Genomic DNA, 20,273 nt, shown 5'->3' on the forward strand with positions numbered 1-20,273 from the left:
AATAGTAAGAAATCCTTAAATGAAAAAAAGAACTTCGGTACTTGAGTTTTGGGCCATGCTTTGCATCTTCTCCGTATTCCTTGATAAAGCGATACGGGGTGCATTCGTTTTCGATTTCTACTATTATTATCCCATCTTTCTCATCTTCCTTATAGTGATGCTGATAAAGAAGGGACATATCGTAATGCCTCCAAGGTGGTTCAACTGGGGCATCTTCACTATTTTCATCACCGGGTTTGGTGTATTGATGTACCGCGACATGCTGGGCTTCGAATATATAAAACAGGTTTTCGGTATCCTGTTCACATCTTTCGTATCCTATAATGTTCTGTACGTTTTCCGGTTCGATATTGTCCGCATATTCAATTACTATCTGCGATTCGCCTATTGGGTAGCGTTATTCGGGGTATTTGACAATATCCTTCACATTGCAGGTATTCACATAACTACCAATCTCGCTTCCGGTGGTCTCCTGCACCGCGAATTCTCTATAATGGGTGAGCCCTTCTATCTGGCGGTAGCGCTCGCCCCTGCAGTTGTGTACAACCTGATCTATTTTCAGGAAGCATGGACCAAAAACAGGAATCGATTTCTGGTAATCATGATCTGTTACCTGATCACCTATTCTTCCATTGCAGTAACGGGGCTGGTTGCAGGTTTCATTCTGGCGCTGCATATCAATAATTTCTTCAGCCTCAAGAAGAACCGGCTGGCATTAGTGCCCATCATTATTATCCCTGCTTTTCTGCTGATCAATCAGCTTATCGAGAATGTAAGCCTGTTGAATGTAAGATTCAACGATACCTATGAGTTATTCTTCAGTTCCGAAATGCAACCAGATAAAGCAGGCGAGTCCAATGCGAGTACCTTTGCACTCTATTCAAATTTTATCGTATCAAGGGATTCATTTATCAAGAACCCATTGTTCGGTTCGGGATTGGGTGCGCATCCGCTGATCTACCGTGAAACCTTTCTCGAGTATTTTCCAAGCGTATATCTTAAACGGTACGGGGCTCAGAATCAGCAGGACGCCAACTCAAAATTCCTGCGGCTACTCTCAGAAACCGGCCTCACGGGATTGCTGCTCTTCCTGTTCGCCTTTTTCAAATTCTTTGCCAGCAAACGAAAAATGATAACACCTGGATTGAAACGCCTGGGGGCTATCAATTATTCCATTGCAGTCTACATACTACTTTGTCTGATCAGAAACGGCAACTACGTAAATATCGGGTTCTTCCTTTTCTTCTTTATTTACTATGTAACCTGGAAACAGATCCAGACCCGCTACCAGCAGCAGCTTTCAGCAGCGCGTCAGCCCATGTATATGGAGTGATGCGTTGTGCATGATTGTGGCTGTTATTCCCCATCAGGTTCAGTTCTGCATCTGTCATGCCGGCAACTTTTCTGAATAATTCCACCAGCTCTTCTTCCTTTTCCGGATGAAAGGAAAATCCGTTATCAGCATTCAGAAAGCCCGATGCTGCCCCAACTTCGCTACTCAGCAATAAAGGATAACCTGCTGCCGCAAACTCCTGCACCACCACTCCCCATGGCTCTGAAAGGCTGGCCAGTACAAATACTCCGGTATTGGCAATCACTTTCTCCCACTCCTCCTTTTGTACAAAGCCCAGGTGCTTAATGGCCGGGTGCTCTATTCTTTCATCGAACTGTTCTCCGGTTCCAGCACACCAAAGCTCCCAATCACTTCCATATTGTTCTCTGAAACGAATGAAGGCACTCCAGAGAAATGGATAATTCTTCACAGGAATATACCGGGCAACACAGAGGATCCTCTTAGGGAATTGCTGCGCTTTGGCAGCTCTGTTCTTATCAAACAATTGGTTGAAACGATCTGTATCGCAGCAATAAAAACCTTCGATTATCTGATCCCTTCTGAAGGAGAGTTTTTCTGCATACTGAATCTGATGCTCGCCCGGCACCCATAGTTTCCTGAACAGGAACTTAAGGGTGAAGGGCGATAATATCCTTAATATCTTTTGCTGCAGGCTATTGTTCCAGTGATTGTCGAGCGTGAGAATATTCAACCTGTCTCTGAATCTGAAACAGGCACGCAGATACCATTTATTTTGCCATCCGCCACAAACAATAACGGCAGGATCAAATTTTCTGATAGCCTGAATGAAATCCTTGTAGGTAGAGAAATCATTCACGCATTTGAAATGCCCTATCTCCGTAAAATCGAACCTGAAAGGCGCTTCCGGATTTACAGGGAAGTGAAGCACCATAATTTCGACATCGCGTTTCTTCAATGCTTTCAGGCAGGCTATGGTATAATCTGCCAGCTCTGCATACAGGAACAAAATCTTCATAACTCCTTATCGCAACAATTTATGGTTTTACAGCCTCTATACAAATGGCCCTGTTGAACCTTTCAGGTATATCTATTTCACTGATGTTCGGAATGGCGCTCTCACCCCATGCCTTAAATGAAATATTCCTGAAACCTGCATTTTCCAACTGGTGTTGCAAACCCGGTTTATCGTACAGGAAATAGTGATTATTTTTTCTTTTGAAATAGAACTTGAACAGTCCGGAAAATGTATTGGGAATAGGGATCTCGAAATAAAAAGTATCCGTCAGAAATTTCTTTGCAGCCAATGCGGGATCCTTCTTTTGCTCCTCGAGATAGGTTTGAACTATCTCCCCAAAATCCGGAACAATAATGCGGATCACGCCACCGGGCCTGAGAACCCTCATGCTTTCATTGAAAACGAACTTAGCTTCTTCATAGGTCAGGTGCTCAATTGTGTGAGAAGAGTACACTACATCCACAGAATTATCAGCATATGAGAATGGTCTGGTGATATTCATCCATTTCACATTGGAAGACCATTCCTTATTGGGTAACCATTTTGAAGAAGTTGGAATGAGCGACAACATGCTGCGGAGCACGGGCATCTTAGCCAGTCTTACTCCCATTGAGCTATCGATATTCACCCATCCCTGCGGAACTTGCAGTCCGCAGCCCAGGTTCAATTTTACCGGGTTAGAAGCATTCATTTTAGTAGTTGTTTATAAGGGAATCTGAGAATTATTTGTGATCATGATCTTGTCGACCTCTATGCTGGCAGCAGTTCTTCTGATCTCCAGTGTTTGTTGCTGTCCTTCTTGCACCTGCCATTTGTAATTACCACCCAGATCCACACGATACCATTTCCACTGTTTGCCGGATACCGCAACTGATGCCCGCATATTATTTCCTCCACTGATCTGAATAGGCAATGTTGAACTGCCATTAGCTCTTGCTCTCACATAGCAGTACAAACTTCCCGGTTTACGTGGAATAAAACGGTAGGATACCCTGTCGGGAATTGAACTGGTTTTTATATACGATGTGAAACTGGTGAAATCATAGTTGCTCTTTCCCGTTTCCGTACCTATCAGATTGTTTCCGGGCGTATTGATATTATCCGGGTTCTCTGCTTCAATCTCAAAATCCTGCTTCCAGAAATAAGGATGCTCATACTGATGCCAGCTATCCAGCTGGTAAAATACCGGTGATGCTCCCGACAGATCGAGCACGTATACACTGCCCTGTCTGCGGATATTGAAACGAATGGTTTGGTTACCAATTCTGATACTGGTACTTTCTTCTACCTGTCCATTACCCATCAGATTGGAATTTGGCTGTACACTTCCATAGATGAGATAACGTTTGCCAAGCTGCCTGGCCATGATCAGCTGATTTTCTTTTTGTCCATCTAACCTGAAAGTATAAGCGCGATCTTTCCCTTTCTGCGGATCGAGCAAAGTGCCCTTCGAAATAAACTCGAAGGCTCTTGCAGCAGTCTCCTGCGCATAAACAGGCATTGCTACCTGGTACACATATCCTCTCGGATCATTGGGACCAGCACCATCAGGCCAGCCATTGGGACCTGTTACATTGAAATAGCCCACATAATAAAAATCTGCACCCAGCATCATCATCGACTTCAGCAGTCCCAGCCATTGGGCTGGTCTCACATTGTCTGTTTCTTTGCCCCAGCCGGCGCTTATGAATGGAGAGAAGAGTGTTACTCCCATGGCCATCTCCTTCTGCCTTCCCTCTGCAAGCGCACCATACCCGTTGTTAGAGCCTGCAGCCAGTCTCCAGTTGCGGGGTGTGCCCGGATAGAAATCCGGCGTGGAGTAATTGATATTATTGAAAGCGCTGTTCACATTTTTTCTTATTGCATAGTCAGGCCAGTACATACTGTTCACAGCTGTTACATTGTAGAAAGAAAAGCTGGATCTTCTGAGAGGCGGGTAACCCTGTATTGTTGCGCGATAGGTTGAATCGAGTTTGTTGAGGAACCAGCCACTGTATCGTGAAGCAGAATATCCGGTGCGCAGCATGTGCGCTTTCACTGCCGGATCTGATTGCAGCAGGGATTCCGGCCTTGTGTGCCCGAATACCTCACCATTTTCATTGATGATATCGATAGGCCTTTTCAATACATGGGTCAGCTGGCGGAGATAGAACTGAGCAGTAAGCGCATCTTTTTGGATCACATCCATCGGCATCAACGGACTCAGCCATTTTCTGTTCTGTTCCTTTACAGGCTTGCCATTACTGCCACGCAGGTAATAGTTATCAGGAAGATCCTGTGCACTTACATATGGCAAATTCCGATCGAAGCCTGCATGTACAGGCCTGTTCTGCGCCTGCAGTATGATAGTGGACAGTGGCAATTCCGGATGTGCATTGGCATAACGTACCAGCGAACCTGCCAGTGATGATGGATCACGGTATGTAGCTGCTGCACTGGCTGAATCCTGACGGAGACAAGGAACTTCAATATAGTAATTCCAGTTGCTGGCCATTTCGTCTACCATTTCCACTGCTTTTTGCGGATTCAGTTTTCCAAATCCTTTTCCACCGTTTCCGGGAAGTTCTCTATGCAGATAACTGATATCAAGCCAGGGGAAATTCCTGTTCATTGGATTCTTTTCAGGGAATCTTGGCAAAGCAAAAGCTTTCAGTTGGTCGGTAGCCTGCACAGAATAATTGGGATAACCCGGCGCGAATTCTTTGACGTCTACCGACTGCGGTGTGTTGATAGTTTTATTCGCTGTCTCACTTTCTACAGCAACCCTGTCTGGTACTTTAGTATTTCTGATGAAAGTGTAATGCCCACCTGCTTTTATTTCATTTGCATGCTGACGGATCATATCGTCGGAAAGTGCAGCGTTGTAGAAAGCTACCTCGTCCAGCCCTTTCACCCATTTGAAGCCATCACTCCTGTCGAATACAAAATTGGAGCGGGGCAATTTATCTTTTTTGAATGCCGGAATTGTTTGACCGTCGATCCAGATCTCTTTTGTACCGGCGGCTGCATCCGCTTTGAATACGGCATGATGCCAGTTCCCATCGGCCCAGTAATCGTAACTGCCTATCCCGGATCCATTCAGCGGGATGCGCCATTCGTCTTTGGCCGAAGCACTTACTGTATTGAAATCACAGAAAGCATATTGAAAGCCAATCTTGAGGTTGAATACCGGAAAACTGAGGTAGAGAAATTGTTTCCCGCGAAAAAGGAACTCTATGGTAAAGGCTCTCGCTCCTGTTCCGTTCCTGAAAAAATTAGATACCAGAATACAGTTGTCATTGTCGGAACTCACGCCTTTTCCCGAAACGGAACCCGTAGTTTGAAGACTGCAGGAATACATATCCTGATTTAACGAATTTCCCCCTATCACATCTTTCAGTAAAGTAGTTTCATCGAAAGTGTAATATGCCGCAGGCTTCTGAGCCGGCAGCAGCAAAGGTGAGATCAGCAGAACGAAAAATATTGTATAGGCGGATTTCATCATAATTCAATCGGTGTACGGAGAGACCATTTCTATTTTGACCTTTTGGCAAAAATCTCGAAATAACGTTTTTGATTTTCATTCACAAACCAGTTCCTGAACTGATCGTAAGTGATGAAATCATTGAACACCCATGTCTTTTCGTCAAAAGCGTTGAAAAGATATGAGTTGTCCAGCGAATGCAGGTGGTCGACGCACCAAAGAGATTCGCTGTAGAACTCCGGCAGGTTGCATTCGAAGCTGATCAGTGGAACAGGTGTATCGATGCCGCTTATTACATTCTTCTCAAAACCTTCCACATCTACTTTGATAAAATCAGGAGTTCCGAATGCTCTAATCAGGTCGCCCATGGTTATGGTGTTTACCGTAACCTTTTTGTTGTATTCGATAGCATGCTCCCACCTGCTTTCTTCTGTATTGCTCAGCGCATCTTTCCATTTATTGCTCATGGTATTGAGACCACTTCCTTCCTCGGTAATGTAAAGAACGGATTCGCCATTGCTGGCATCTACGGCCTTTTTGATGATAGTGATATCCGGGTTCTTTTTGAACCTGATATTGAGGATGGCGAAGTTGGTATCATCAGGGTCTACCGAAACCACTTTTTTGCTCAGTTTGCGGAAGATATGCGTTTTGTGTCCCTGATTTGCGCCGATATCGAATATGAGTTGATTATTGGTACCCAACAGTTCTGAAAAGAACTGCCTGTCGAACGCTCTTTGTTTTTTGAGCGATGGATTCCGTTGTTCGAGGTACCATTGAGTAAAAGGAGAGAATTTCACTTCATAAAAGATATCAAGTCTCTTGAGGATGTTCTTGATTGTTTTTTTCATGAAAAGTATTAAGTTCCTTTATCAGATTTTGAATTACTTTATCCCAGATAAAATGATCCCGTACTGTTTCAAAAGCTCTTAATTTCTTCTCTTTAAGCCCCGATGCCGGAAGATCGAGGGCTTCATCTAATGTCCTTTCAAGTTGTACAATATTTCCAGGTTCTATCAACCATCCGTTTTTCTGATTAACGCTCATGGCAATTGCCCCCACATTGCTGGCAATAATGCTCATGCCCGAGGCCATTGCTTCAAGGTTTACATAACTCATCCCTTCAGCAAAGCTTGGGTTCACCAGTACGTCGCAGGTGGTCATCAGGTGCATCAGTTCTTCATCTGATACCCTGCCATGATAAATAATATTATTGTTGTTTAGTATTCTGATCTGTTCGGGTACCGGACAAACGAAATGGAATTCGAAATCGTTCCGTTTGGTCAGCAGGGAAGCCAGCGCCTTATGCAACTCTTCGATACCCCGCCTTCTTTCATATCTTCCTACGAAGAGGAATTTTCGTATAGTATTCTCCGGTAGTGGACTTTGGCGGAGCCAGTTCTTTTCAATGGCAATGGGTGCAACAATGAGTTGCTCTTCTCTTATGCCGATCTTACGGAGGATCTCGGTTTGTATGCCGCCATTGGTGATTACAAAATCAGCCCTTCTCAAATTGCCTTTTACGAAAGGACGCAACAGGTATTGCTCCAGTTTGGAGCGAAAGGTGGCTGCCTGCTGAAACATTTCCAGCCCGTGAAAATTCAATATCAGTTTTGTTCCCGGAGGAAGGGAATTCTTTCTGTTGAGCAGGTACCAGGCAGAGAATCCCTGTGCATAAAGGATCTCCGGCACCTTTCTTTTCTCAAACTCCTGATACAGTTTTTTGGAATAGAGATATTGCTCATAGACATAATGCCCGGGGAACTTGTACGCCGCAGGTTGCTTTATCTCTACAAATTCGATATTGGTAAGCTGGTCTGCTGAAAGCCCCAGCTCGGATACGCGTTTCGCATATGGATTAACGTGATACACGGTTGTTGAAACACCTTCTAAAGACAGGTATTTAAGAAGATGGGTGGAATGCCTTTGCATCCCTCCTACAACCAGCGGGAAAAGGCCATCAGTAAGCAGGGCTAGTTTCACCGGGGCAAGTATTTTTTGATATCCTCTGCAATTTCTGTGTAGATCTTTTGCCAGGTGTATTTATCACTTACTTTATCATATATCCTTTCGGAGTATTGTTGAAGCAAGGCCGGCTGTTCTACAACCTGGTCTATTCTGGCGGCCATTTGTTTGGTATCGTACTGATCAAAATAGAGAATCTCCTCTTCATTGAAAACCTTTCCGATATTTTCTACTTTGGGAGCAATGATAAGTTGTCTGGAAGCTCCATACAGAAAGAGCTTCAGGTTGCTTCCGAACTCAAGGATAAATGGAACGATACCAACATGCATTTTCTCCAGCACGGGAGGCAACTCTTCGTGAAGAATTGGCCCGAGGTAATGCGTTTTAATGTTGGCCGGAACAGCGTCACTCAGGTATTCCTGCACTCTTTCGCCGATGAAGTATACTTCGATCTTTTCAGGGTGGCGCAACTGTTTCAGTGCGTCAACGAAAAGATCGAGGCGGTGGTGCACCATGGCCTTTCCTACCCAAACCAGTTTGATAACACCATTCACAGATTTCTGTGTACCCGTAAATTGCTCTATGAACTCTGTTTCGATACCATTCTGAATAGCCTTGTGATTGTTTGTTCTCATCCGAAGGTGCTTGCCCAGATCGCCTACGCAGAAACAAAACGTAGATCTTTGCAGGGTCTGTCTTTGCACATACCGGGCAAGAGGCAGCATCCATGATCTGTAGAAGCTCTTCATTTCTTCTGCCATTAATCCATTCACTTCATAAAAGTGAGGGATCTTCAGCATTTTGCTGATCAGAAGACCGTTATAATTGAGGTAAGCCGCCCTTTCAAAAATGAAATCGGGCTTTTCCGCTTTTATCTTTTTATAGTATTTGAAGAACCTGTAATGGTTTTTCAGAAAGAACTTGATATCTCTGAGCGAACCGAATAAACCCCATTTAAGCAGCTTTGATTTCAGTGACTGGCTCTTTGCAGGTTTGGGCTGTGCTGTATCGGCAACTTCGGGTGCAGCGTCTTCAAAAATATGGACAGGCTTTACTTCGAAATGCCTTTGCAGTTCTTTCAATCCTTCTACATAATGCCTGTTGGGCCCGCTGGCGGGCTTGAGGCAATCATTCTCAGGTAACAGATAAATCCCTTTGATCATACACTAGTTTGCAATAGATAAAACCTTGCTGGCCACAAATTGCATCTGCTCTTGAGTGAGCTCCGGGAACATGGGAAGCGACAGCAGTTTGTCTTTATACCCTTCATTTACATCATAGGATCCGCTGCCATTGAGGTATTCCCTGAATGCCGGCATTGCAGGCATCGGAACGGGATAATGAACAGCAGTCTCAATGCCTGCTTCTTTGAGGACTTCCTGCACCTGGCTACGGTTGTTCACCTGTACAACATAGAGATGGAATACATGCCTGCTATGTTCAGGGATCACGGGCGTAATCACCACAGAATCCTTGAAAAGTTCATTGTAATAAGCCGCATTGGCGATGCGTGCTTCTGTCCATTTATCGAGATATTTCAATTTGGCAGTGAGGATGGCAGCCTGAAGTCCATCGAGGCGGCTATTCCTTCCTGCAATCTGATGATCATGTTTTTTAAGCTGACCATGATTGGCGATCATGCGGCAGGTCTTTGCTATATTCTCATCGTTGGTAACAATGCATCCTGCATCACCGTATGCGCCGAGATTTTTTCCGGGGTAGAAACTGAAGCTGGCTGCATTACCAAAAGTGCCGGTTCTTTTTCCTTTGTATTCTGCACCATGGCACTGGGCGCAATCTTCGATCACAATCAGATTGTGTTTGTTGGCGATCTCCATGATTCTGTCCATTTCAGCGGGAAGGCCAAAAAGATGAACAGGGATGATGGCTTTGGTACGGGGAGTGATCTTCTTTTCGATCTGATCAACATCCAGGGTGTACAATCTTGCATCGGTATCAACGAATACCGGTATACCACCTACATTCACCACTGTTTCTGCAGTGGATACCCACGAATGGGAAGGGATGATCACTTCATCACCAGCTCCTATTCCATATGCTTTCAGCAATATTTCCAATGTATCTGTACCGTTTCCGGCTGCAATGCAATATTTGGCTCCGACCCATGCAGCGAACTTCTCTTCAAAATCCGTTACCACACGGCCACCGATATAGCTGCTGTTCTTGATGGTTGTTTCAATAGCGGCGTCAATATCGGGCTTGATGGAAAGATATTGCGCATACAGATCAACGAAAGGAATAGTCATTGTATAAGTATTATTTTATAAGGCTGCTATCAGTTTGGCGGGATTTCCCGCATATTTTCCTGGTTTGCTGATATTCTTTGTAACTACTGCACCGGCTCCGATCACCACATTATCGCAGATCTCCACCGGGAGGATAGTGGCATTGGAACCGATCGATACATTATTGCCGATCTTTGTTTCTTTCCAGAGATTCTTATCACCGCCCGCAGGACCGCCTTTCGCAAACAGGTCGTTGATGAACATCACACCATGGCCGATGAAGCAATGGCTGCCGATAGTTACCAGTTCGCAGATGAATGTATGCGACTGCACTTTGCAATGTTCTCCGATGGTAACGCTTTTCTGAATTTCAACGAAGGGGCCGATAAACGTATGCTGCCCGATTTCGCAACCATATAAGTTTACGGGCTCTACTACGGTTACATTTTCTCCGAACTTAACATCCCTGATACCGATCTGCTTTTTGTTCGGCTCAAATGTTCCTGGCATTGGAATAGATTTTATCGATGATCTCAACCGTTTTCATGCCTTCATAACCATTGGTGGCAATGATGCCATTGTTATTCAGTACTTCGTGTATGTTCTGATAAACCTGGTCGTGATTCGACATGGACCCCACATACTGACCATAGTTGTTGGGTGGGTTACCGGGAGGCAGGTTCTCGATCTTATGGCCTTCGATATTCTGGTACTCAAGCTCATTGAGATACTGGCCACCGATCTTTACAGTTCCTTTTTCTCCAAAGATGGTAAGAGAACCTTCCATATTCTTTCCGAAACTGTTTACGGTATAATTGATGGTACCGATCACGCCGTTATGGAATTCAACAGTTGCCACACCACAATCTTCAAATTCGATTACATTGTCGTGTGCTTTATTGGAGATGAAGGAATGTGCATTTTTTACATCACCGATCAACCAGTAGAGCAGATCTATGAAATGGCTGAACTGAGTGAAGAGTGTGCCTCCATCCAGCTTTTTGGTGCCTTTCCATGCAGAAGTGGAATAGTATTGATCGTTACGGTTCCAGAAGCAATTCAGCTGAACGCTGAAGATCTTACCGAGTTTACCTTCATCAATGATCTTCTTCACTTCCATAACAGGAGGGTTGAACCTGTTCTGCTTTACAATGAATAATCTGCGATTGGCCTTTTCAGCCGCATCGATCATTCTGCCTGCATCCGATACGGAGAGTGCCATTGGCTTTTCGCAGAGTACGTGGGTGCCGGCCTTGAGTGCCAGCAGTGTATGTTCGGTATGAAGACCGTTGGGAGAGCAGATGGAAACTACATCGATACTTTTCTCTTTCGCCAGCATTTCTCCTGCATCTGTATAAGCCGTAACACCATATTTAGCGGCCAGTGCATCAGCTGCTGCTTTATCTACATCGCAAACAGCCACCAGTTTACCCGTATTGTTGATATGTTCGGCATGCCGTTGTGCGATTCGGCCGCAACCGATAATTGCGAAATTCAACTTTTTCATTAAGGATTGAGTTGTGGTTTTACCTTACTAAAATATTTTCTCCTGAAGGATCTTGTAGAATCCAGTAATTTAAAATAGTATTTCCAGTGCCTTCCGTTGTAATTGGCATAGGACTGATGTGGAACAGGCTTGTCGTTCATCAGTTGATCGAACTCCTGTTCGGAAAAGCCGAGCTTTTTAAGCACAAACTCTTTATCCTCTTTAAGTTTAGAAGGCTCGTAAAGCGGCTCTTTCAATTCCTCTTCTGCCTGCGCCTTTGTTATCTGACCAGAACAGATCAGCGTAGACAAATGCGCCTTTCTTTTATCGATGCCAAATTTTACTGGCAGTACGTATGCCTGGTAGAATCGGGTGAAGATCGACTCATAATGTTTGCCGCCATAATCGCGCCATCCGAGTTCCTTCTTGATCACTTCCTTCACTTCCTGTTTGTTGTAAGGGAAATAATCGAGTATATGAATGCTTTCCAGTTTGAAGAAGTAAGTATTGATGAGGTTCCTCCAAAAGCTCATATGGGGGAAGGTCTTCAGTTTCGTATTGCCATACTGGTTATGTATGGTTTTAATATTCAGCCAGTCCGATTTATCCCAGATCCATGCTTTAGGCAGAATATTCTCTGTAACGATATTGTTACCAGCAAGGATATAGTGGATCTTGTATTGACGTGCAAGTTTGTACAGGGTGGAAATGATGGCATGATCTGTAAGCAGTTCGATATCTACCACACCTGCCTTGAAGAAGGCGCGCTGCAGGTCTCTGAACTCATCCCAGTTGATCACATAGGTATACAGTTCGTAACCAAGCGTAGTAATGATGTTCTCGATATTTTTTACAGCCAGTTCAGAATTCCAGCCATTATCGAAATGCACCACCAGCGGCCTGAGGTTATATTGTTTGGCGAGATATGCAACATAAGTACTGTCCACTCCACCACTTACTCCAACGATGCAATCATATTGTTTTCCCTCTCCATCCTTTTTGATCTCTTTGATCTTTTTCTCGATCAGTTTCTTTCCCTGCTCTCCCTGGAATACCCTTTTCCTGAAGGCCTGGTTGAACTCATGAACATAATTGCTTACACCATTCTCATCGAAGTGGATACCGGGATCGGCAATATTGTCCATAACAGTCAGGGAGCACTGCTTATATCGGGGATCTTTCTCTGACAAAACCATCGGTCTGTTTATTATTTGAATTCTGAAAAAGTAGGGTTATCGGTTTCTTCCGGCCAGTGGTTCAAATACTTCCTTCTTCAGTTCTTTCTGCGAAGGGTAAGTGATCAGCACAGCCCTGTGGGGTTGCTGAAAAACGAACATGCTGCCGGCAGCCAGTGCGGATGCCCCGCCCAGTTCAACTGCCTTTCTGAAATCATGCACGGAGGCTGCTCCGCCGCATGCGATCACCGGAACATCCACTGCAGCAGTTACCTGCTTCAATAAGTCTGTATCATATCCTTCAAAAGTGCCATCCCGATCAATAGAGTTGAGGAATATCTCACCTGCTCCGGCATTGACCATGGATTGCACAAAAGAAACCGGGTCCACTCCTGCATTCTTCGTGCCATTAAGTGTATAAACCCGATATTTTCCCAACCAGTTTTTACTTACATCCACAGATACCACCACACTGGAGCTTCCGAATTGCCTGGCAGCTTCCGTTATCAGTGCAGGTTGGGTGATGGCACTGTGATTGAACACAACTTTCTCCACTCCTTCGTACAGGATGGCTTTCACCTGTTCGATGGTAGTGATGCCACCGCCATATGCAACGGGCATGAATGCTTCACTCACAATTTCGCTGATCTGTCTGATATTGGGTGCACGTTTTTCCTGAGAAGCCGTGATATCGAGCAGCACCAGCTCATCAACTTCTTTTTCGTTGAAGATCTTAACGGCGTTGATGGGGTCGCCTACATACTTGTGTTGGTGAAAGCGGACGGACTTAACCAATCCGCCATTTTTCAATAACAAAGTTGGGATCACTCTTACGCGGCGCATCAATAATATTTTAAGAAATTCTCATAAATCTTCAATCCGAATTTGTGGCTTTTCTCCGGATGGAATTGTGTACCAACAATGTTATCCTTTTCCACTCCTGCTGCAAAATCATATCCGTAATCTGCATTTACCAGTACATCGGAAGGATCATCGCAGAGCAGGTGGTATGAATGAACAAAGTAGAATCTGGGATCTTCGTGCATATCCCTGAACAACCTGGAATCTTTCTGCACGGTAACATCAGTCCAGCCCATATGCGGAACCTTGAGCGCACTATCGGTCATTTTCTCCTGACGGAACTTCACCACTTTCCCTTTTATCCAACCGAGGCCCGGCAGCACTCCTTCTTCACTGCTTTCCGTGAAGAGTTGTACACCCAGGCAAACGCCGAGCACCGGTACTTTCTCATCAAGTACCCGCTTATTGAGGATATCGAAATACGGGGCGCTGCGCAAATGCTGCATGCCATGATCAAAGGCGCCAATACCTGGCAATATGAACTTGGAAGCTTTTTCGATCACCGCGGGATCGCCGGAAATCACAGCTTCAGCCCCTGCCTTCTTGATCATATTTTTGATGGATGTGAGATTACCCACCCCATAGTCAATGATAACGATCATTTATTAAGATTTATCAGGCTCCTGTATTTAATGAGTGCAATAACCATCGCTGCCAGAATGCTACCTGTTATCATCAACCTGTAAGATACAGGAAGGTCTTTGCAAAGGAAAACGATGCAGGTAGAAACAGAGATGATCAATATCCAGGCAAGCGGGCGATAATTCACCGAACTGATCTTTTTGAATTCAGGCAGGTAATAACCTGAGAAACCAAGAAATATCAGCGATACAAATGTAATGTATACCGAAGCCGTGTACCCATATATCGGGATGAATATCAGATTGAGTACAATATTCAACAGGCCTGCTATGAAAGAGATCCTCCACAATTTTCCGGTGAGCTTGTAAAATATCAGTCTGTTGATGCTTCCCCAGTACATGGGCCTGTAGCAATATCCCATTATAACAATGATGGCGAGGGAGTAACCTGCCTGAAGTTCAGTATTCCTGATGAGAAAGTGGAATACTTCTTTCAGCCAGAGGCAGACCAGTATTGAGCCCAGCAGAAATACTGCCTGGAACAAATAGATCAGTTTCCGAAGGCGGAGCTCTGCTTCCATTTTCTTTTCTGCCAGCAGATCATTGATGAACGGGCTTACGGCAAATCCCATAGAGCTTCCGATCACTTCAAAATAATTACCGAAGGTGGATGCCAGGTTGTATACCCCGATATTATTGATATCAAGATTATACCAGCGCATCACCAATCTGTCTGATGAATTGAGCAGATACGTGGAATAATTATGAGGGATCATCGGCAGCGACACCCGCATTTGTCTCCGGAAGAATTCTTTACTCTTATAAAAAACCGGTTTAAGCTTCAGGTCTGCGAAAACAGGTTTGCAATAGAACAAAAAGGAAACGGCGGTTCCGATGAAGGTAGACCAGAACCATCCCATGTATCCCATTTTCATATGCACAATGGTGATGTAATTGCAGACAACGATTGTTAATCCCGAAGCAACGGATGCAATCCCCAGATAGGCCACGTTCCTTTTGATCACATGCAGGTAGCGGAATCCTATCAGAATGGTATGATCAAACAAAAGTATCTGTAAACTGGTAAGCAAACCGATCCCGATCACATGAGACTGCACCTCTTTAGGACAAACGAACAGTATGAAAATAAATTGCACCAGAAACAGCAGAGGCGCCCAGGCCAACAGATAGCCATAGAATATCCTCCATCTCAGTTTCCAGGTTTGGGGGTGGTGGTAGAAGGCATTGACAAGCAGAACAGTAATACCCAGGTCTTTAATACCTGAGAACAGCCCGGTATACACCAGGATGGATGCAGAAACACCATAGTCGAGAGGCGTCAGATGTTTGGTGAGCAAAGGCAGGATAAAAATGGATACGATCCGGGATACCTGTGGTGCTACAGCGTAAACAAATGAATGGGAGATGATTTTCTTCAGCATATCTCTATTTCATCGCCAGAACAGAATCCCATTTGCTCAGATCTTTATTGTAGATCACATCGGAAGCATCGGCGCCTTCAGACAGTTGGTCATCTGATAATTTATGAATGGCTGCAGAAAACTCTGCAGCATTGGAAACATTGAAAAGAACGGTAGAGTTTACACCCATCGTATCGGGGAACATAAATGGTGTAAAGATCCTCACAGTTGGCACATCAAGATTGATACAGTCGAGATACACGGAACTATGTGCGCTGCAAACTACCAGACTTGAATTGGTTACCTGTAAGGCAAGTCCATCGGTATTATTCCAGGAAAAAGCCGGCAGCAGTTCAGTATCCAGCATTTGTTCCATTTCCTGCCTGATGTTCAGATGTGGGTGCATCCGTACAACTATTTTCCACCGGGGATTCCTGCGCAATTCATCTACTATGATCGAATATTCAAACTTTGCCAGTGTTGCCGAAGTGGTGCACCAAAGCAAAGTAAAATCTTTTGAGGTCTCGGCAGTTTTACTGCCCAACCATTTTGATCTGCTGATGATATGCTGCAAACTGCCAGTAACAATCAGTTTTTCCTGATCGAGGCCACCGGGCTTCAGCAACTGCTTTCTGAAATGATCGCCCCATATGAGGAAATAGTGGGGAAAAGGAAGTTCATCTTTCCCGGATGAAGACAAGGACCTGAGTTCAGATTTTCCCACCCAGTAAACCGTGTGATTCAGTGCTATATTCCCATGCTGATATCCGAAACTCTTCACCGGCGATGCGCTCTGCCCGAGGGCATGGGAGATCACCCGACCGGTCTTATACAGCTCATCTTCGTAAAAAACCCTGGTTGAAGAAACAACACCGGCGAATACATTCACCAGCCATTGATGATAGAAGAAAAGCTCTATCTGTTGCAGGCCTGTTACCATTTCTCTCATAGCGGCAGCCTGCAGAAAATGATCGGTTTGCTTACTATCCTTCTTCAGTAAGAAAATAAACTGATACCATATGCTCATACATATCCCCAGGGCAGAAAAGGGACCAGGCATATAATGAAGCACATTCTTTGCATGATTATCATTTCCGTGTTCACCCCAAAATGCATCAGCAGGATTTATGTAGGCAAGTGTTCCTTTAGAACTCAGGTAATTGTTGAGGAACGGCATCAGCGGGCTGCGTTTCATTCCATTTCTGTTGATGCTGACCTGGATCAGCTCAGATGCCTCCAGTTTGCCGGACCCGCTCTTCCATTTTCTCAACAAGGCAGCGCCATAGTTTCTGAGAAAGAGCAGTGTTTGTTTTGCCAGACCAGGAAATCCTGAACCTGACTTCTCTTTCAGCGCACGAATTTTCAGGTCTTTATCCTGAAAGAGTCGCAGGCTGCTGATTATTTTCTGTATCCCCTGGCTATCCAGTGTGGATATGATGGTGATCTGATCAAACTCCCTGAAGAATTCTTCTTTTTTCTCTGCGAGTTGCAGTAAGAAGAAAAGAGACAGACCCCAGTGATGGAAAGGGTGCTTTTGTGCAATATCGGTTACCCAGAAAACGGGTAGAGAGCCAATGGCATATTCCCTGATACTTTTACCCCTGATCCGGCTGGTACTTAACTCACCGATAGACTGCACATAGTTTTCTATTGCTTCTTTCTCTATCTGATGATCTTCATCGAGCTCCCTTGCAAATACCCGTTGGTAATTAACTTCGGGAGGCGTAACACCAGCAATATCAAGAAGCAGGAAAGAGGCATCCTTCTGTTCTTTCACTACACGATCTATGAATGCAGCATCTCCTGAAATATTTATCAGCAGAGATCTATTTGGCATGCTTCCCCTCTTGAGTAAGATTGTTCACCAGTTCCTCGATGGAGTATTCCTGTGCAAGGATGTATTCAACAAACTCTCTGAAGGCGCCATCTCCACCAGCTTTTGAAGTCACATAATGAACATGATCTTTGATATATTGAGGAGCATTGGATGGTGCGCTGCTGAATCCTACCTTCTTCAGTAACAACAGATCACCAAGATCATCACCAATATATGCGATATCATCCATGGTGATATTCAGTTCTTCACAAAGTTTACTGGCAACAGCAACCTTATCTGAGATTCCCTGAAACAGGTAATCGATCTTAAGTTTGGCAGCCCTTCTTTCAACGATAGCGGTATTTTCTCCGGTGATTATGCCTACAGGTATGTTCAGTTTATGAAGAAACAGAACTCCTGCACTATCGGAGGTATTGAATTTTTTCCATTCGTTACCTGTTTGGTCGTAGAACATGCCACCGTCTGTCCAAACGCCATCGATATCTGTAAGTACCAGTTTAGGTAGTTTGCTGCTCATGCTTTAGGATTTTTCCCGGTATACCAACCACCACACTATGTGGGGGGGCATCGGTCATACAAACACAATTGGCTCCGATAATGGAATGGTCTCCGATATGGATACCTCCCAGTATTTTGGCGCCTGCATATACGGTAACGGAATCTCCCAATACCGGCCTTTGTCCTTTCCTGTCACCCAGCGTAATTCCCTGATGCAGGAGGGCATTGTTGCCTATTCGACAACGGGCACCAATAACCGAACCAAGTCCATGATTGATCTTCAGTCCTTCTCCGATACTGGCTGAATAGTATATCTCGAAACCAGCAATGAACCTGCCGAGGTTGGAATATCGCTCTGCATTCTGTTCGTCGCCATGTTCAAGAAACAATCTGTTGGCAACCCGATACATCAGTATACCACAGAGCTCAAGCCTTCTGAGGATATTTTCGATCAGGATCTCTTCGGTTTGAAAATATCTTTTGTAGTCAGTGCTGAAAACATCCATCACCTGTCCGAAATCCTTTTTATCCAGGTCCGTCGACGGAGCAGGGATAATTGATTTACCGAACCAGCTGGAAACTTCTTTGTTGAAGTTGTTCAGGCTAAGCTCAGGCATCTGCGATGATATTGTTGTACACCAGTTCGTCTTTTTCAATATCAGCAGAAAGCTTCTTACCGAGAACCAAATGTCTGTCTCTCCATTTGAAACCATCTCCCGGCGACAGCAGATGAATATCAGTTTCGGTGATCACTTCGCCTTTTTTCATTGCACGTTTTGTAGCGATGGATCTTTCCAGTTTTGTTCTGGCCTGTTCAACAGAAGGTTCGATATAGAGGTCTTCTTTTCCGAAAGACATTTCCAGAACCCTGATATCACGAACCATTCTGTTTACACCATCGGGGCCGAGTGAACCGGCCTGATCGGTGCCTTTCATTCTTCTGTCGAGTGTAATATGTTTTTCGATCATTTCTGCTCCCATGGCCACGGCGGCCAACGGAGTAGCAATGCCGATGGTATGATCGGAGAATCCAATTGTGTATTGCGGGTAATGTTTCTTCAGGTAATTGATGGTATTCAGGTTCACATTCTGCGGCTTGGTGGGGTATTCCGAAACACAGTGCAGGATGGAAATATTGCTATGATACCTGGAGATCACTTCCAGTGCATCTTCCAGCTCCTGTTTACCAGCCATGCCGGTAGAAAGGATAATAGGTACTTTGGTTTCTGCCATTGCTGCCAGCAAGGGCAGATTGGTAAGATCGCGGCTGGCAACTTTCAGCCTGTCGGGAGTAAACAGCTTCAGCATGGAAAGACAACCTATTGCGCAGAGGGTCTCTACGAAGTCGAACCCATGGCCTTTTGCATATTTGTATAGCTCGAAATGTTCTTCATCATTCAGTTCGAGTTTTTCACGGTGTTCTCCATAGGTTCTGCCGAATGAGTGCGGACTATCATAAATCCTGTTCATCTGCGAAGCAGACAATTCTTCATTAAGATCTCTTTTGGTGAGCTTGATGGCATCCATAGGAGCCAGTTTCAATCCGAAAAGGTCTTCCTGAATGGGCCTTGCTACCATATCGATGATCAGTTTGGCAATATCAACTGAACCATTGTGGTTCTGCCCTATCTCTCCAATAATGTAGGTGCTGCTCATTTATTTTTGATTTATTAGCTGCTGGGTTTTCATTTCCTGCAACAAGTGAGGATATTGTTGTGCTATTTTCAAAAGGCCATTTACTGAAAGCTCATTGTTTTCTGCGAGCTCTTTGTATATGAAGCCGGCTATCTCAAAATCCTTGCCGGTATCGATGGTCAATCTGAAATTTCTGAAGGGATCCAGTTCACGCGACTTATCGATCAGATGAATCCGGAATGATCCGGGATTCGTATAAAGATAATTGGTGACATGCTCCTGATATAGCTGCTCACTGGTCATTGTACGGACTTTCTCCAGGGCAGTAAGTTTAACCATTTCGGTAAAGAACCCAAAATGGCATTTGATCACGGGAGTTTGCTCAAATGAGAAACTCGTATAGTCATTTCCGTTATCAGTTTCTTTCAGCAAATCCCGAATGAACTCGGGCAATATGAATGGATTGTCTGCACAAACCCTGATAATATTCTCTACACCAAATTCTTTTCCGGCATCGGTGAACCGCTTGAGCACATTTTGCTCGTCGCCCCGGAAAGTATGCAGATTGGGATAGTCTTTAACGGAGTCTATCAGTACATCGTCGCCCGGATTGGTGGTAGTAAGCAGGTAAAGCGGAATATTACCGAAGTTTTCCTGCAGCCGTTCAATCAGAAGCTGAACGATGGTCTTTCCCCCGAAAAAGGGAAGCAACATTTTTTTGGGTAGCCTGGTTGAACCTGTACGGGCCTGCATAAAAAATGCAGTATTACCCCCT

19 protein-coding genes are annotated in these 20,273 nt (G+C 44.7%); 1 reads left to right on the forward strand and 18 read right to left on the reverse strand.

Translation table 11 applies throughout. The features are described from left to right. Window positions 1-19 precede the first annotated feature (19 nt). Window positions 20-1,333 (forward strand): O-antigen ligase family protein, encoded by a 1,314-nt coding sequence (locus HHL16_RS01875; RefSeq protein ID WP_169423443.1) that lies wholly within the window; start codon window positions 20-22, stop codon window positions 1,331-1,333. Here the strand turns inward: HHL16_RS01875 and HHL16_RS01880 are convergent. From HHL16_RS01880 to HHL16_RS01965, 18 genes are read right to left on the reverse strand one after another with little or no spacing between them, the layout of a single operon-like run. Further along, window positions 1,248-2,330, reverse strand: coding sequence for a glycosyltransferase family 4 protein (locus HHL16_RS01880; protein WP_169423444.1), 1,083 nt, complete (start codon window positions 2,328-2,330; stop codon window positions 1,248-1,250). The two genes, HHL16_RS01875 and HHL16_RS01880, sit on opposite strands and share 86 nt — an antisense overlap. 19 nt (window positions 2,331-2,349) lie before the next feature. After that, complete coding sequence (locus tag HHL16_RS01885) at window positions 2,350-3,021, reverse strand: methyltransferase domain-containing protein (RefSeq protein ID WP_169423445.1); 672 nt, start codon at window positions 3,019-3,021, stop codon at window positions 2,350-2,352. Between the two features lie 12 nt (window positions 3,022-3,033). Then, the gene (locus tag HHL16_RS01890; protein WP_169423446.1) at window positions 3,034-5,814 is read right to left on the reverse strand and encodes a hypothetical protein; all 2,781 of its coding nucleotides are present in this window, start codon (window positions 5,812-5,814) and stop codon (window positions 3,034-3,036) included. 29 nt (window positions 5,815-5,843) lie between these two features. Beyond that, window positions 5,844-6,644: an FkbM family methyltransferase gene (locus tag HHL16_RS01895; RefSeq protein ID WP_169423447.1), complete on the reverse strand. Its 801-nt coding sequence runs from the start codon at window positions 6,642-6,644 to the stop codon at window positions 5,844-5,846. Beyond that, complete coding sequence (locus HHL16_RS01900) at window positions 6,607-7,776, reverse strand: glycosyltransferase family 4 protein (protein ID WP_169423448.1); 1,170 nt, start codon at window positions 7,774-7,776, stop codon at window positions 6,607-6,609. The genes HHL16_RS01895 and HHL16_RS01900 overlap by 38 nt, the downstream gene beginning before the upstream one ends. Next, on the reverse strand, window positions 7,773-8,921 hold the full coding sequence (locus HHL16_RS01905; RefSeq protein ID WP_169423449.1) for a glycosyltransferase family 4 protein: 1,149 nt from the start codon (window positions 8,919-8,921) through the stop codon (window positions 7,773-7,775). The genes HHL16_RS01900 and HHL16_RS01905 overlap by 4 nt, the downstream gene beginning before the upstream one ends. Before the next feature lie 3 nt (window positions 8,922-8,924). Beyond that, on the reverse strand, window positions 8,925-10,025 hold the full coding sequence (locus HHL16_RS01910) for a DegT/DnrJ/EryC1/StrS family aminotransferase (RefSeq protein WP_169423450.1): 1,101 nt from the start codon (window positions 10,023-10,025) through the stop codon (window positions 8,925-8,927). A gap of 15 nt (window positions 10,026-10,040) precedes the next feature. Then, entirely contained in the window at window positions 10,041-10,514 is a 474-nt protein-coding gene (locus HHL16_RS01915; protein ID WP_169423451.1) for an acyltransferase, read from the reverse strand. After that, a complete protein-coding gene (locus HHL16_RS01920) occupies window positions 10,498-11,511 on the reverse strand; it encodes a Gfo/Idh/MocA family oxidoreductase (RefSeq protein ID WP_169423452.1) in 1,014 nt (337 codons plus the stop codon). The genes HHL16_RS01915 and HHL16_RS01920 overlap by 17 nt, the downstream gene beginning before the upstream one ends. Beyond that, entirely contained in the window at window positions 11,511-12,686 is a 1,176-nt protein-coding gene (locus tag HHL16_RS01925) for an N-acetyl sugar amidotransferase (RefSeq protein WP_277349332.1), read from the reverse strand. Before HHL16_RS01925 ends, HHL16_RS01920 begins: the two co-directional genes overlap by 1 nt. A gap of 36 nt (window positions 12,687-12,722) precedes the next feature. Continuing rightward, a complete protein-coding gene (locus HHL16_RS01930; protein WP_169423454.1) occupies window positions 12,723-13,508 on the reverse strand; it encodes an AglZ/HisF2 family acetamidino modification protein in 786 nt (261 codons plus the stop codon). Beyond that, window positions 13,508-14,128: an imidazole glycerol phosphate synthase subunit HisH gene (gene hisH, locus HHL16_RS01935; RefSeq protein WP_169423455.1), complete on the reverse strand. Its 621-nt coding sequence runs from the start codon at window positions 14,126-14,128 to the stop codon at window positions 13,508-13,510. The genes HHL16_RS01930 and hisH overlap by 1 nt, the downstream gene beginning before the upstream one ends. After that, entirely contained in the window at window positions 14,125-15,549 is a 1,425-nt protein-coding gene (locus HHL16_RS01940; RefSeq protein ID WP_169423456.1) for an oligosaccharide flippase family protein, read from the reverse strand. The genes hisH and HHL16_RS01940 overlap by 4 nt, the downstream gene beginning before the upstream one ends. A 4-nt stretch (window positions 15,550-15,553) precedes the next feature. Next, complete coding sequence (locus HHL16_RS01945; RefSeq protein WP_169423457.1) at window positions 15,554-17,365, reverse strand: hypothetical protein; 1,812 nt, start codon at window positions 17,363-17,365, stop codon at window positions 15,554-15,556. Continuing rightward, window positions 17,355-17,882 carry an HAD hydrolase family protein gene (locus HHL16_RS01950; protein ID WP_169423458.1) on the reverse strand — a complete coding sequence of 176 codons (528 nt, stop codon included), beginning with the start codon at window positions 17,880-17,882 and terminating at the stop codon, window positions 17,355-17,357. The genes HHL16_RS01945 and HHL16_RS01950 overlap by 11 nt, the downstream gene beginning before the upstream one ends. Then, complete coding sequence (locus HHL16_RS01955) at window positions 17,863-18,480, reverse strand: DapH/DapD/GlmU-related protein (RefSeq protein WP_169423459.1); 618 nt, start codon at window positions 18,478-18,480, stop codon at window positions 17,863-17,865. Before HHL16_RS01955 ends, HHL16_RS01950 begins: the two co-directional genes overlap by 20 nt. Beyond that, complete coding sequence (locus HHL16_RS01960; protein WP_169423460.1) at window positions 18,473-19,519, reverse strand: N-acetylneuraminate synthase family protein; 1,047 nt, start codon at window positions 19,517-19,519, stop codon at window positions 18,473-18,475. The genes HHL16_RS01955 and HHL16_RS01960 overlap by 8 nt, the downstream gene beginning before the upstream one ends. After that, a complete protein-coding gene (locus tag HHL16_RS01965; protein WP_169423461.1) occupies window positions 19,520-20,251 on the reverse strand; it encodes a glycosyl transferase family 2 in 732 nt (243 codons plus the stop codon). Window positions 20,252-20,273: the final 22 nt, after the last annotated feature.

The sequence above is a fragment of the Pseudoflavitalea sp. G-6-1-2 genome, assembly GCF_012927185.1.
In the GTDB taxonomy this organism is placed as follows: Bacteria; Bacteroidota; Bacteroidia; order Chitinophagales; family Chitinophagaceae; genus Pseudobacter.